The sequence below is a fragment of the Euzebyella marina genome (assembly GCF_003687485.1).
GTDB lineage: Bacteria > Bacteroidota > Bacteroidia > Flavobacteriales > Flavobacteriaceae > Euzebyella > Euzebyella marina.
On sequence record NZ_CP032050.1, the window covers coordinates 2100308 to 2115126 of the forward strand.

Annotated in this window: 11 protein-coding genes; 10 read left to right on the top strand and 1 reads right to left on the bottom strand. The window is 35.8% G+C overall.

All coding sequences use genetic code 11. From position 1 onward, the window contains the following. Positions 1–298 precede the first annotated feature (298 nt). The 7 genes from D1013_RS08790 (at position 299) to D1013_RS08825 (ending at position 9677) form a co-directional block, all read left to right on the top strand. Positions 299–769 carry an Hsp20/alpha crystallin family protein gene (locus D1013_RS08790; RefSeq protein ID WP_121848466.1) on the top strand — a complete coding sequence of 157 codons (471 nt, stop codon included), beginning with the start codon at positions 299–301 and terminating at the stop codon, positions 767–769. 1102 nt (positions 770–1871) lie between these two features. Next, the gene (sbnA, locus tag D1013_RS08800; protein ID WP_225621527.1) at positions 1872–2858 is read left to right on the top strand and encodes a 2,3-diaminopropionate biosynthesis protein SbnA; all 987 of its coding nucleotides are present in this window, start codon (positions 1872–1874) and stop codon (positions 2856–2858) included. After that, complete coding sequence (locus D1013_RS08805) at positions 2836–4641, top strand: FAD/NAD(P)-binding protein (protein WP_121848469.1); 1806 nt, start codon at positions 2836–2838, stop codon at positions 4639–4641. Before sbnA ends, D1013_RS08805 begins: the two co-directional genes overlap by 23 nt. After that, positions 4638–6116: a type III PLP-dependent enzyme domain-containing protein gene (locus D1013_RS08810; RefSeq protein ID WP_121848470.1), complete on the top strand. Its 1479-nt coding sequence runs from the start codon at positions 4638–4640 to the stop codon at positions 6114–6116. The genes D1013_RS08805 and D1013_RS08810 overlap by 4 nt, the downstream gene beginning before the upstream one ends. Positions 6117–6176: 60 nt before the next feature. Then, complete coding sequence (locus D1013_RS08815) at positions 6177–6776, top strand: DUF2652 domain-containing protein (RefSeq protein ID WP_121848471.1); 600 nt, start codon at positions 6177–6179, stop codon at positions 6774–6776. A gap of 238 nt (positions 6777–7014) precedes the next feature. After that, positions 7015–7452, top strand: coding sequence for a response regulator (locus D1013_RS08820; protein ID WP_121848472.1), 438 nt, complete (start codon positions 7015–7017; stop codon positions 7450–7452). A gap of 83 nt (positions 7453–7535) precedes the next feature. Continuing rightward, positions 7536–9677: a catalase gene (locus D1013_RS08825; protein ID WP_121848473.1), complete on the top strand. Its 2142-nt coding sequence runs from the start codon at positions 7536–7538 to the stop codon at positions 9675–9677. A 237-nt stretch (positions 9678–9914) separates the two neighbouring features. Here D1013_RS08825 and D1013_RS08830 read toward each other — a convergent pair whose 3' ends face one another. Further along, positions 9915–10439 (bottom strand): DUF421 domain-containing protein, encoded by a 525-nt coding sequence (locus D1013_RS08830; protein WP_121848474.1) that lies wholly within the window; start codon positions 10437–10439, stop codon positions 9915–9917. 237 nt (positions 10440–10676) lie between these two features. Here D1013_RS08830 and D1013_RS20525 point away from each other — a divergent pair, with 237 nt between their 5' ends. From D1013_RS20525 to D1013_RS08840, 3 genes are read left to right on the top strand one after another with little or no spacing between them, the layout of a single operon-like run. Beyond that, complete coding sequence (locus D1013_RS20525; RefSeq protein WP_262689281.1) at positions 10677–11426, top strand: UvrD-helicase domain-containing protein; 750 nt, start codon at positions 10677–10679, stop codon at positions 11424–11426. Next, positions 11371–12738 carry an ATP-dependent helicase gene (locus tag D1013_RS20530; protein ID WP_262689283.1) on the top strand — a complete coding sequence of 456 codons (1368 nt, stop codon included), beginning with the start codon at positions 11371–11373 and terminating at the stop codon, positions 12736–12738. Before D1013_RS20525 ends, D1013_RS20530 begins: the two co-directional genes overlap by 56 nt. A gap of 6 nt (positions 12739–12744) precedes the next feature. Beyond that, complete coding sequence (locus D1013_RS08840; protein WP_121848475.1) at positions 12745–14142, top strand: exonuclease domain-containing protein; 1398 nt, start codon at positions 12745–12747, stop codon at positions 14140–14142. Positions 14143–14819: the final 677 nt, after the last annotated feature.

Sequence of the window (14819 nt, forward strand, 5' to 3'; positions counted from 1 at the left end):
TTGGATTACAACTTCATATGGAGAATGTAAGGATCAAATTATTCTAAAATCCTTATTATTAATGAAATAAGGAAAGTTCCATTCGGAAGCATCAAAATTTATGTTATACGCTCTGTCAAATTGACATATGCTCGGTTATGCACTATTTTCTAGAACACTAAAAATTTAAAAATTTTATTAAAATTGAAAGTTTCAACACTGTGCATTTCACAATTGGCATTTCATTTGTTTTCTTATAAACTGTCCCAAGGGGCATATACTAATGACAAAATAATGTTGAACTTAAATTTTTTTTAAAATGAACAATGTATTAACTGTTCCGAAAAATGGAAGTTTAGCAACTTCCGATTTAGGATTAGCCAATTGGTCGAATTGGATTGACAATGTCTTAAAATCCGAATTATCCGGTGTATTACCTACAGGGTATAATAACGGAATTACCTTGCCCAGAGTAAACATTAAAGAAACATCTGATGCCTTAATTTTAGAAATGGCCGTGCCTGGAATGCAAAAGTCCGATTTCCAAATCGAACTTGACAACCTATTACTCTCCATATTTTCTAAAAGTGAAGTCGACGAGCAAGCGGGAGGAAGTACATACGCTAGAAGGGAGTTCGGATATACCAATTTTAAACGAACCTTTAGATTACCAGAGACTGTGGATTGCAGCAGGATTGGTGCATCATATCAGAATGGTATTCTTGAAATCCTCTTACCTAAAAAAGAAGAAGCGAGGCAAAAACCTCCTAGGATAATTCAATTATCATGAGGGGGCAATAAAGAACTATAATGTGGGGGTATTTAAATACTCCCACATTAATTAATTTTCTAATAACCTTAATTTAAGCATATATGGTTGTGGCAATGATGCATTGGCAATTTATCGGCTAAATAGGTTAATGAATTTGGAGTGGAACTTGTTAACGGAATTATATGATTTACTCGTTGATGATTAATACCATATCCTCGCTAAACCTGTAGTCGAAATCAAATTTGCCATCAGTTAATTCGTAGCTGGAATACCAATGGTTTTATATAATCTAGGCTTGGTTTATTAACGATTATCGAAGTTCGAATCGATGTAGCGTATCATCTTTAATTTATCAAAATATATAGGATTGGTTGTCATGCTCTTAGCAACCGAATTAATACATTTCCATCACATAATCTAGGTTTGTATTTGACTATTAATTTAATGTTGACCATGTCCTATAATTATATTTTAACAAACTACTTTATGCGAGAAGAACTTAATACAACCCTAAGTTCATCAAATATATGCGGTAAATTATGTTAAAGGCGATAGGTATTGGATAGCAAATAATTTATATGAATAACATGGGAACTTTTGCGGTAGGTATGTCGGCAATACTATTTATATATGTTATTTTCCTTTACATATCTTCCATTTTTATATTGGGGAAAATTGACAACCAAATTGATATTGAAAAGGTTAAGGCTGACATCGTTAGAATTTTAATGTATTGGAACGAGAGAATTTTTAAAAAAAGGAATACTAAGAAAATCTCTTGATATAGGAACAAGTATAAGTTTATAAATAAAAAGTCCTATCCCCTCTACAGTCTTCAAGTTATTCTCGTTACCCATAGGTTTAGACTATTAATTATCTTGAAATCAACACTATTAAATTTTTTGTTTCAGTTCTTTCCATGTGTTCTTATAGAAGAATTTTTGACACACTTTAATCAAGCTAAAATCAAAATGAATCGAGCAGCATAGAGCATCTTAATTATCCTGAATTTGCAGTGGTTTAAAGTATGTGGATTACTTTATAATACCTAGGTTTCTGAATTTAAGCTCAATTAATCACGGCTAAAGTTACAATTATGAGAAATGTTGCATTGCATATCATGGATACTATAGGAAATACCCCACTAGTAAGATTGGGGCGTTATTTTAAGGAGAATAATGTATATGCCAAACTAGAAAGTGCGAATCCTGCAGGGAGCATGAAGGACCGTACTGCTCAACGTATAGTTTCGGAATTAATTAGAAATGGTACTGTTAGAAAAGGGGGGACACTTATAGAGTCTAGTTCGGGAAACATGGCCGTGGGCTTAGCACAGGCATGTCGGTTCTATGATTTAAAACTGATAGTTGTAGTTGACGTTAATCTAAATGCTCAAAATTACAAATTATTGGCAGCTTACGGGGCTGAAGTTGTCCGAGTGACAGAGCCTTTACCTAATGGTGGCTTTTTGGCCGCGCGTTTACAAAAGGTTCGTGAGTTATTGAATTTGTATCCAGGAAGTGTTTGGACCAATCAGTATGCAAATCCTAACAATCCCAAAACCTATTGGAATGTCATGGATGAAATTGTTGAATCATTGAAGAGTCAACCAGATTATTTATTTGTTGCCACCAGCACTTGTGGATCGCTAATGGGCTGTGCAGATTATATACAAGAGAACGAATTGTCAACAAAGTTAATAGCCGTTGATGCAAAGGGGAGTGTTCTTTTCGGCGGCGTATCTGGCAATAGGAGAATTCCGGGACATGGCGCAGGGGTTCCGTCCAAATTTTTAGATGTTCGGAAAGTGCATGAAGTTGTTCATGTGTCTGATTTGGAATGTGTAACTGGTTGTAGAGATTTATTGGACAAAGAGGCAATTCTCTCTGGCGGTTCTTCCGGAGGTATCATCACTGCTTTTAATAAAATCAGATACAAAATACCCAAGAACGCTACATCAGTTCTTTTATTACCAGATAGTGGTGAGAGGTATTTAGACACTATTTACAATGATCATTGGGTGCTGGAAGGTATCAATCAAAAAACAAGTGATGACAATCTTATACTGAACCAAAATATGTTAGATGGCGCCTATAACACCATATAAGATTGCTATAGTCGGATTGGGACCAAAAGGGTTATATGCTCTGGAACGTTTGTTGTCTCAGATAAAATACAATAGTCGGGATATATCATTCGAAATTAATATTTATGAAAAATCAGGGTTTCCAGGAGCTGGCTTTATATATCAGCCGAATCAGCCAGACTACCTCTTAATGAATTATCCAAATCGGAAAATAAATGCATGGGTGGATGAAGTGCCTAAATCAATTACTTCTGAAGCAGTAAGTTTCGTGGAGTGGTTATCGCGAAAGGAAGGTATTGATATCTATAAACTTGAAAATGGTTATTCTTCCAGAAAAACAGTTGGAGGTTATTTGGTTCATTGTTTCAATCTTTTGTTGAGGAACAAACCGGACAATGCAAAAATTAATATTTATCACAACGAGGTTCGTGATATTGTTAACTATGAGAATGGCGTAGGTATATATTTAAATGAAAATGGTAGTTCTCATAAAATTTTCGTTAATGAGGTTTTACTAACTACCGGGCACTCAAGCTTCAAGAGTGGAAAAAGAAATGATATATCCTGTAATGGAACATTTATTCCATTTGTATATCCTGTTGAAGAAAATTTAGCAGCAATTAGTGAAAGGAGTCATGTGGGAATAAAAGGAATGGGTCTCACATTCATTGACGCTGTCTTGGGCCTGACGGAAGGTAGAGGCGGGAGATTTGAATTGTTAGCCAATGGTAACTATAAATACCATCCCTCAGGAAAGGAACCAAGCAAAATATTCCCCTTCTCTAGAAGTGGTATGTTAATGGTTCCTAGAACTGGCATTGAAAATAAAATACGATACACGCCCAAATTTTTCACCCTAGAGAATATTTTTAAGGCTTCTCTATCCGAAAATTATATTCACTTCATTAGACATATTCTACCATTATATGTGGCGGAGACCCGATATAGATATTATAGTGTAATTACAAAAAAATACAGTTTCGATTTTGAGGTAAATAATGATTTGGAGAAAATGGAATTTCTCATTAAAGCATTTCATCAACGCTATCCTAACGAATACAAATTTGTGTTTGGAGACCTTTTTAAGACAAGGGCCTTTGTAAAGGAAAAAAGCAAACTGAATCCTGTCGATTATTTAAACTATATAGTACAAGAGTGTAAAAAAGGATCTCACAGTAGTGGATTTATGGCGGCTGCCCTTACATGGGGGGATTTGAGTGAAATTTTCAATCGGGTATTCAGTTTTTCCGGTCTATCGGGAGATTCACATTTTGTGTTTGACAAAAAATATCGATCAAAATTGAACCGGATATCCTATGGACCTCCTTTGGCGAATATGGAAAAAGTTTTATCCCTGGTTCAATCGGGCATTATTGACTTCAGTTATTGTATCGACCCTACGGTCGTTAAAAAAGATAAAAATTGGGAGATTCTATCGCTAGATGGAAGAAATAGGGACCATCTTGATGTTTTAATTGATGCACGAATCCCAACAGCTCAATCTACCCGGGACTGGGGTCCCTTATTTACCAACATGAGACAGCATGGTATTTTACGTAGCTATGTGAATCATAATGATAAGAGCTATGATGTAGGTTGTCCTGAAATTGATAGGCAGGGTAAGGCTATATCCACTGACGGTGAGTCGCTCAAAAATATATCCATCTATGGCACTCCTACTGAAGGAGTAGTGTACGATAATGATACATTGTCAAGAAAGCGAAATAATTTCGCTTCCATTTGGGCAACTCTTGTTCTAGAAAATGCGAGTCAAGAAGAAATGAATTTTTCAGATAAGTTATGATTGAAAATATATCAGAAATAAAAAATGTTTATAAGGCAAAGAGCGATACACCTTTAACTCCAAAAATGAGTGAATGGATGAATAATATTATGGGGAGTTCAGAAGTCCTCGAATCATTATTCGAGAAATATGACTCTCCTATAAATGTACACCATCTCCCATCTTTCAGAGATAATATAAAGGACTTTCAAGATGTTTTCAATAGGTTGGAACTGAAAGGTCAAATTTATTTCGCAAGAAAGGCCAATAAATGTACCAGATTAGTAAAAGAGGCTTTGGAGTTCGGCATTGGCGTAGACACGGCTAGTTATACAGAATTAAATCAATCACTGCTCTTAGGAGGAAATCCTGACAAATTGGTATTAACGGCTGCCGTTAAAAATAGAAAATTGATGCAGTTGGCTATAACTAATCAGGTAGTCATGGTTATTGATAATTTAGATGAATTGCAAATGGCCAATCAAATAGCTGGTGAATTAAATCAAAAATGTAACGTGGCTATTCGATTAAGCGGTTTTAAAGTGGGCGGGGAGAAACTCTACAGCCGTTTTGGCTTCGATATCGAGAGAGATATATTTAGCCTTAAAATGTGGTTCTCGAACAATGACTTTCCCAATTTGATGCTTCGTGGAATTCATTTTCACTTAGATGGATATAGTATCCGACAGCGCGGGGAGGCAGCTCAACAGACCCTACAGATAATAAAGGAATTCCGTCAACAAGGAAACGTGATAGAATTCATGGATATTGGAGGGGGAATTTTAATGAATTATCTGGAGTCCGAAAATGAATGGAACGCCTTCCAGTACAATTTAAGATCTTCCTTGTATGGTAATCAAAAAGAAATAACTTTTAGGAATGATGGTTTGGGATTACACCTAGATGAAGAGGCCAAGACTATTAGGGGTAATTTACGCACATACCCATATTATAATAGTGTAAACGGGCCCGAATACTTGGAAAATGTTCTTCAATATAAAAATTCTGAAGGGAAATCGGTTGCGGATATTTTAAAGGAATTGAATTTAGAAGTTAGAATTGAACCTGGCCGGTCTCTATTAGATCAAGTGGGGATAACCATGGCCAAGGTCATTCACAGAAAAATCGATGCTAATGATAATTGGTTGGTGGGTCTTGAGATGAATATGAGCCATCTCAAAAGTTCCAGCGCTGACTATTTGGTGGATCCCTTTCTTGTTTATAAAAACCTTCCAACAGAAAGGGAGGAAGTTCAATTATACTTTACTGGAGCCTATTGCTTAGAACAGGACGTACTCTTAAAACGAGCTTTAAAGTTCCCAGGTTTGCCCTCTCAAGGAGATGTTGTAATTTTTGTGAATACGGCGGGTTACATGATGCACTTCTATGAAACGCAATCACATTTAATTAATTTGTCTACCAATATTTTCACCTATCAATCAGAATTTCAAATGACAGATGAATTTCAAGAAGACATCGAACCTGAAAAAAAATAATGGCGTTATTGGCCGAAGCCTGATAACATAGCTTATTGCACTCAAATATTTATTCATAATATGAATCCTAAACCTACCTTATTATGTATCCCTGATATTAGTGGGTTCACAGAATTTATGTCCAAAGTTGATTTTGACCTAGGGTCAAAAGTGATACCTTCCCTCCTAAATAATATTATATATTCAAATAATATTGGACTTAAAATTTCTGAAATTGAGGGAGACGCGGTCTTATTCTACAAACAGGGGAAACTTCCTTCCTTCGATGATCTTATAAATCAATGTAAAAAATTCTATACAGATTTTTATTTCCATATTGATGAGCTCATCAAAAAGGAAGATTCTGCTAGGGCCAAGGATATTCCAAAGATCTTAGGGCTTAAAATTATACTTCACTTTGGGGAGGAGATTGCTCACGTGAAAGTTGGTAAGCATATAAAACTCATTGGAGAGGATGTAATAACTGCGCATAAGCTACTCAAGAATGATATTGCCAAGAACGAATATATTTTGTTATCGGAAAAGCTTTTAGCACAATTCAATGAAAACTTCAATGAGGTGATTACTTGGGAAAAATTACACAATGATGTTGTGTACGACGAACATGTGGGGGAAATTCGACTTCAATATATAGATTTGTCACCTCTAAAACCCGTATAGACAAGCTGTAAAATTTTTAGTAGTTGGCAAGTTACCTAGATAGCTAATTATTCGATGATGATATGTAATACTTTTAAGTAGGTATATTCTTATATCGTTTTGAGTTAACTTAAAAATTTTTGGCAACAAATTTCTAACTCAAAATCTAAGAATTTCGTTTCTACAAGAAATGGCAAAGGACTCTATCCTTTCTTTCAGATTACATCTCCTAACTGAATTAATTATAAATGAAATTTAGATGAAAATGAAAAAGTCTAGGATATTTTTAGTGGATGACGATAAAGATGATCAACAACTTTTTAAAGAAGCCTTCTTAGAATCAAAGTGCTCTGCTGAATTAAAGATTTATAATAGTGGGTTGGAGTTGATGAGTGCTATTTCATCCGAACACAGTAAACCTGACATGATTTTTTTAGACTTGTATATGCCAGGAATGGATGGCGAGGAATGTTTAGAGGCTCTTCGTAAGAATAGCAAATTTGACAATGTACCTATTGTAATTTATTCCACTGAATTTGATATTGATCGCATAGCTAAATTATTTTCAATCGGAGCAAATAGGTATTTAAAAAAGCCCGATTCCTTCAATTCATTGGTAGCATCCATACAAACTTCAGTCGAGTCACTTCGTCGTAATGCATTAGGGGGAACTGCGATTATTAACATTGTTGCATAGATTTAAAATAAATGGAGGAATATCAATTCTAAAAGCGAATAACCATTTTATAAGTAGTTAACAACAATCTAAAATCAATTATCATGGCCGAAAAGAATAATGAAAAGTCATCAGAATCCGATAAATCACGTCAACTTGAAGAATATACTATTGACTATGCGAATAAACCTCTCACTACAAGGCAGGGTTTGAAAGTAAATGATACCAATAACTCATTAAAAGCTGGCGTGAGAGGGTCAACACTTTTAGAAGATTTTCTACTTCGAGAGAAAATTACAAGTTTTGATCACGAGAGAATTCCAGAAAGAATAGTACATGCCCGAGGAAGCGCGGCACATGGATATTTTGAGTTAACAAAAAATATCAAAAAATATTCAAAGGCTGGAATTTTTACCGATACCTCTAGAAAAACTCCAGTATTTGTCAGATTTTCGACAGTGGCTGGGTCAAAAGGGTCAACCGATTTGGCGAGAGATGTTCGGGGGTTTGCAGTAAAATTTTATACAAAAGAGGGGACATGGGATTTAGTAGGTAATAATATGCCCATTTTCTTTATTCAAGATGCGATGAAATTCCCCGATCTAATTCACTCGGTGAAACCTGAACCGAACAATGAAATTCCTCAAGCAGCCTCGGCACATGATACATTTTATGATTTTGTTTCCAAAACAACCGAAACATTACACAATCATATTTGGGTTATGAGCGATAGAGGGATTCCTCGAAGTTACAGAATGATGGAGGGTTTTGGCATACATACCTTTCGATTAATAAATGAGGAAGGAAAATCTCATTTTGTCAAATTTCATTGGAAACCGAAACTGGGAGTTCACTCTGTAACTTGGGACGAAGCTGTGAAAATCAGTGGGGCGGATAGTGATTTTCATAGAAGAGATTTATGGGATGCAATTGATTCGGGCAATTTCCCCGAATGGCAATTAGGCATCCAAGTTGTTGCTGAAGAAGATGAGCACAAATTTGACTTTGATTTATTAGACCCTACCAAACTTATACCCGAGGAAATGGTGCCTGTTGAAATTATTGGGCGCATGGTACTCAACAAAAATCCAGAAAACTTCTTTGCCGAAACTGAGCAAGTCGCATTTTTGCCTGGTAATATTGTTCCTGGAATTGACTTTACGAACGACCCACTTCTTCAAGGTAGGCTCTTTTCTTATAGAGATACTCAATTATCCAGATTAGGAAGCCCTAATTTTCACCAAATTCCTATCAATAGGCCAGTTGCTGAGTCGTATGTAAATCAACGTGATGGCCATATGCAAATGGAAATTCCTAAAGGGCAAACTGCGTATTTTCCAAATGCTTTGGGTGGAGGTTGCCCCTATTTGAGTAAAGTCGCCGATGGAGCGTTCGAATCTTACCAAGAACGAATCGACGCCAAGAAAATCAGGGGCAGAAGCGAAAGTTTTAGTGACCATTTTTCACAACCAGCATTATTCTACCGAAGTTTGGCCGATTGGGAAAAAGAACATGTTATATCTGCATATTCATTTGAATTGGGTAAATGTAACCACGAAGAGATTAAAAGTCGTATGCTATTTATAATTGGCCAAATTGATTCCAATTTAGCTAAAAGGGTAGCGGATAATTTAGGAATGGAAATACCCGAAGATATTGATAGACCCTTGAATCAATCAATTGGGGCGGATGCGGTTGTTGAGGACCATCAGCCTGGAAGTAAAAAAATATATCTTGAGAAATCTCCTGTTTTGAGTCAAGCCAACACTAAATTTGATACTATTGCTACTAGGCAAATTGCATTTTTAGTTGCTGACGGATTCCATATGCAATCTTTTCAGGCCATGCGGAAAGCTTTAGAAAATGAAAAGGCTGTTGTGAAAATAATTGCCCCGCATGGAGGAATGGTGAAATGTGATGAAGGAATGGATCACAAGGTCGATGCAGCGATCATGACTACGGAGAGTGTTCTTTTCGATGCGATTTATATTCCGGGCGGTAAGAAATCCGTCAATGTATTAAAAGAAGAATCGAAATTTCTCAAATTTATCAATGAAGCATTTTCTCATTGTAAATCCATCGCTGCAGATGGAGAGGGTGAACATTTATTAGAGACCTCTAGTATAAAAGAATATAAGGAAGATGAAGCTATTCTAATTAATGAAAAACCGGAGTTATTTATAGATGCTATATCAAGGCATCGAAATTGGAAGCGAATGCAAGTAGCGCAAAAAATTCCTGTATAATACCAAATTTAGAAAAACCCCAGCAATGGTAAACTACTGGGGTTTTTTTAGCTCAAATAAGCCCTTTTTGAAAAAATGTTTTATCACATGTGAACATAATTGATAAAGGTTCGATGAGTAACTTCGACTTTATCATAAATGAGGTATATTATGCGCGTTGCCTTAAAATCATTTTCATACAACTACCCTTTGAAAAAGATAGTTCATGCTGATAGGAAACAACTAAGCAGTGGTGTATTAAGATTTTTGCACATCGGTTAGTAACCACGGGTCGAGTTTTATATCTCCATCAATCTTATGCAATACACTTATATCGCCCGTGGTTTCGAAAATTACAGCAAGTACCTCATCTAATGAAGCGACGTTTGCCTCTCTTAATTTTGAGCGTAAATCACTTTCGGTTACCCTAGCCTTTTTTAAGTTGTCCTTTATAATTATTCGTCCGTCCATAAGAAGTAAAGGTGAGTTATCTACCGCTTGCTTTAACAATTTATATCTTCGGCCGATTGCAACAAGAATTTGCAATATATAAATACTTGCCAATCCCATTATACCACTTACTAAAGATATTGAAGGAGAGAGAATTGTCGATGCAATGACCGAACCAATAGCAACGGTCATTGAAAAATCAAAGCTGGACATTTTCGAAAAACTACGTTTTCCGGCTATTCTAGTAAATAGAATGACAGTGAAGTAAATACCCATAGTACTTAGTACTATCCTATAGGGTGTCGGTAAATTAATTTGCAATAATTCCATCATGTAAATAGTAATTATAATTCTGATAATTTTTTATCAAAGTTTTGATTGAAAAGTGACCAAGGAATGCATTGGTAATCCCTAATTTTATAAGTCTTTATCACCAATAAGGAAATTGGTAAAATTAATCTATTCATCATCGCAGCGTATAATTTCACTATAGTAAATTATCGCCATCTTCAAAAGATTTATTATAGTCAACGAAGGTATTAATGATTAATTTAAATATTTAATATTTCTATGAGCTATAGAGAATCACTAAACGAGCAGCAGTTGAAAGCTGTTGAATTTAAAGGGCAGCATCTCCTTGTACTTGCCGGTGCCGGTACTGGGAAAACAAGAACGATAATTGGAAGAGCTGCTTATTTAGTTGAAAAGGGTGCACAGGCTTCAAAAATTCAAATATTGACCTTTACTAAAAAAGCCGCTAATGAAATAGTTGAGCGGGTAAAATCTAATTTGCCTAAAGCAAGCGCTCAATCCTTAAATGGAGCAACGTTTCATAGTTGGTGCAATCAACTGATTATTAAATACCCCAACTTATTTGGAGCAGCAAATTTCACAGTCATTGATCCTGATGATCAGTTGGGAATTATGAAAATGATTTGTGGAAACTATAAAGAGGCTTATAGCAAATTTAGAATTAAACCCCAACAGCTCATAGACATTTACTCGTATGCTAGAAATACTAAAAAAAACCTGACAGAATCTTTGCGTGATTTAGTTTACAATGGAAAAAACGATAAAGATACAGATTACGAAATCTCAGCAATCAAAACAGATGTAGAATTACTGCTGAGGGCTTATCAAAAGAAAAAAATGGAGTTGCGCTATCTAGATTATGATGATCTATTATTGGTGGTTTCTACACAACTAAATTCGAACCCCGAAGCTAAATCCCTATTGGCTCAAGATTTAGATTATTTGCTTGTTGATGAGATGCCAGGACACGAATCCTTTACAGTGGGAATTGCTAACGCCATTTATTAATATTTGTCATCTTTTCTGTGTGGGTGACGATGCACAATCCATATATTCTTTCAGGGGAGCTGATTTTAGAAATGTAAATGAATTTAATAGACGTGTTCCTAATTCTGAAATTTTAAAATTAGAAAAGAATTACCGCTCAACACAAGAAATTTTGGATATTGCTAATTGGCTATTGGAAAAATCCCCTATCGATTATAAAAAGAAATTAAAATCCATTAGAGGTAGCGGAGAAAAACCTTTGTTGTTAAATGTAAGTGATGAATGGCAAGAAGCCAATTGGGTAGCCAATGAGATTTTGAAGAATTATTCGGAAGAAGACCGTCAATTTTCAGACCACCTAATACTTTCTCGGTCTCAATATTATACTAAAACCTTGCAAGCTGTATTCATAAGAAGAAAAATTCCTTACATCACTTTTGGTGGTCGAAAATTTCTCCAGGCTGCACACATTAAGGATTTAGTTTCGCTATTAAGGATTGTCAATAACCCATATGATGAAATCGCATGGATAAGATTTCTAACCTTTTGGGAGGGCATTGGTGAAGTTAAAGCATCAAGAATTATGGCAATAATTCTTGCGGACCAAGGTAGTACCGAAATACCTATTCTTTTAAAAAGGGCGATACCGGGGAAAGATGGCGATAAAATTTCTGGGTTATATGAAGAAATTCAAAGGGAAAGGGGCAAGGTTGGCAGAATGGTGGATATTGCATATGAAGCCATGTCGTTAGGTTTAGCATTTCGATATAGAAAAGACTGGATTGAAAAGCGTAAAGGTGATTTTCCGGTTTTAAAATTATTGGCAAATAGCTATTCGACATTGGCAGAATTTATTGGCGAAGGTTTATTGGACAATGCCGAGAATTTAAATGGATCTCCCGTGTTAAGTGAATCGCAGTTGACTACTTCCGAAGATAGGGATCATGTTATAATATCGACAATCCACTCGGCAAAAGGTTTAGAGGCTGATATTTGTATCGTATTGAATGTATCCCCAAAATCATTTCCATCTGCTAGGTCTTTAGATGACATGGAAGCTATAGAGGAGGACAGAAGAGTATTATATGTAGCCCTAACGCGTGCAAAAAATCGACTTATTATTACAAGAAACATAGCATCTATCTCTGCCATTCACGGAATATCTGAATCGGTCCAATTGAAGAATTTATCACAGGCCAATGAAAGCTATTTTTTAACTTCTATACCAGAGGATTTAGTAAACCAACAAACTATTGGTCCTAATTTCATGAAAATTAGGGATGCCGAGAAACCCAGTAAATTGGATCTGTCCTCTGGAATGGATTTTAGTTAAAGTAATATGCTGAGAAGAAATTTTGCCATCGTATCGCTCGTTACCTACGGATATAAAACTAAACCTCAAAGAATAATTCAGTTGACCGTGAGTAAACTTCAAGGTACTCATTATGAACCTATTTTTCATACTAATGTTAATCCAGAAGAGCCAATACCTTCTTATGTCGGCAATAGAACTGGTTTGACTGACGCGATATTGCACCAGGCGCCCTCGTTCTTAGATATTGCCCAAAGGTTATTAAATGAGCTTGACGATTATATTTTAGTTGCACATGATGCATCATTGATTCATTATGCTTTACAATCAGAGTTCAATTATTTGGGTTTTGCATTTAATGCTGCACACCTTTGCACTAAGCGCCTAGCAAAAAAATTAATGCCAAATATGACGAGTTACGACTTATCATATTTGACTAGAGTATTAAACATTCCATATGAGGAAGGAAACTATTCCGATCGTCTCGGGCAGGCGGTTTCTATTCTATTTCAAAGATTGGTGCTGTTAGATGAGAAGGGGGACCTAATTTCTAATCTCTTAAATTCTAAAACTGGGAAGCTTAAAAATGCAATCAAAGACTCTCATGGCTCGAAGTTCAGCCAATTGCCAAATACGCCTGGCATCTACAAATTTCAAAATAGCGAAGGGAAAGTAATCTATGTAGGCAAGGCTAAAAATATTAAAAAAAGGGTCTTAAGCCATTTTTACAGCAATAGTAAAAAGGAAAGATTACTTTGTGAAAGTACTAGTGATATAGATTTTGAAAGAACCGGGAGTGAACTTATCGCATTATTGAGAGAAGCAGATTTAATCGATAAATTAAATCCCATCTATAATTATATTCAAAAGAAAGATTATATCACTTATCATATAATATCCCAAAAGAACAAATTGGGCCTTATGGAGCTAAAAATCGAAAGAAGGCCATTTATGCACTCTCCTAATGAGATATTTTTAAAGAGGGGCGATGCCATTAAACGGTTAATCGAACTAACGAGTAAATTTAGGTTGTGCCCATTGAAGACTGGCTTGAAAAGTAGATTGGGAAATTGTTATCTTGATGAATTTTCGAATTGTGATGGAGTATGTCAAGGTAAGGAGGATATAGGAACTTATAATAATAAAGTCGCTAATGCTTTGCAATATATTGTTAATGAAAAGGATAATTACGTAATTTTTGAAAAAGGACGTGTTGAAGGTGAAAAGTGCTTGGTATTAGTACTCCATGGGGTATATCAGGGATACGGTTATCTCGACCATTCTCAATCTATTGCTTCAATTAATGAGCTGAGGAATTTTATTGACAATAAAAAGCATTCATACCATACTGCTAAAATTATTGCGGCATACAGAACTCGTTATCCACGGAAAGTACGATTAATTGAAGAGAATGATATAAGGTAAATTGGACAAATAGGCCTCCTGCAACGAATGGAGATGTACAGGTTTATTTTATTTCAATTATCATACATTTTCTCAGCACTTTATCTCTCTATTTTGGATAAAGAGCTTCGCTAAAAAGTCTTGGACACACCTGTTGTTTTTAGCCTTCATTCCATTTAGCCGAACCGCCACGCCGGTTCGGAACACTTCATTCCGTTCAAAAAACAGGTAAGTCCGCTTTACCCATCGGTAGGCCCCGATTCTGATTTTCTTCCCAGGATGAACGGTAAGGTCTTTTCGTGCCCTTTCCCGTTCATCCCTGAAAATCGAACCGTACCCTTCTAAATTTTAAGGGGTCTATAATGTATAAGGCCCTTCTCGTTTTGCGGAACTGCGCAAAACGGGGAATGGCATAACCGATTCCAATTTAAATCCGATTGTTTCCCGGTTAAACTTTCCGTACACTCGGTCTACCACCAGATTTAAAGGAATCGCTAATGCCCTTATGGAACCTATCAAGACCAAGGCGAGTTTTTGTGAAAAATAAGGTTTCTACTTCACTAAAGTTTTAAATGGAACAACTGAGTAGCAGACACTCCCTATTTGTTCACAAAAAGTCTTGACAGAACCCACCTTATCCATAGTGCGGTGCACAAAGGAAATCAAACAAACACCCCTTAAAATTTAATGTGCACACC

Bases quoted from the DNA above. Each gene is read 5' to 3' on its own strand.
- D1013_RS08825 (WP_121848473.1), top strand. From the start codon at position 7,536: ATGGCCGAAAAGAATAATGAAAAGTCATCAGAATCCGATAAATCACGT.
- D1013_RS08820 (WP_121848472.1), top strand. From the start codon at position 7,015: ATGAAAATGAAAAAGTCTAGGATATTTTTAGTGGATGACGATAAAGAT.
- D1013_RS08830 (WP_121848474.1), bottom strand. From the start codon at position 10,439: ATGATGGAATTATTGCAAATTAATTTACCGACACCCTATAGGATAGTA.
- D1013_RS20530 (WP_262689283.1), top strand. From the start codon at position 11,371: ATGAGATGCCAGGACACGAATCCTTTACAGTGGGAATTGCTAACGCCA.
- sbnA (WP_225621527.1), top strand. From the start codon at position 1,872: ATGGATACTATAGGAAATACCCCACTAGTAAGATTGGGGCGTTATTTT.
- D1013_RS08815 (WP_121848471.1), top strand. From the start codon at position 6,177: ATGAATCCTAAACCTACCTTATTATGTATCCCTGATATTAGTGGGTTC.
- D1013_RS08840 (WP_121848475.1), top strand. From the start codon at position 12,745: ATGCTGAGAAGAAATTTTGCCATCGTATCGCTCGTTACCTACGGATAT.
- D1013_RS08805 (WP_121848469.1), top strand. From the start codon at position 2,836: ATGGCGCCTATAACACCATATAAGATTGCTATAGTCGGATTGGGACCA.
- D1013_RS20525 (WP_262689281.1), top strand. From the start codon at position 10,677: ATGAGCTATAGAGAATCACTAAACGAGCAGCAGTTGAAAGCTGTTGAA.
- D1013_RS08790 (WP_121848466.1), top strand. From the start codon at position 299: ATGAACAATGTATTAACTGTTCCGAAAAATGGAAGTTTAGCAACTTCC.
- D1013_RS08810 (WP_121848470.1), top strand. From the start codon at position 4,638: ATGATTGAAAATATATCAGAAATAAAAAATGTTTATAAGGCAAAGAGC.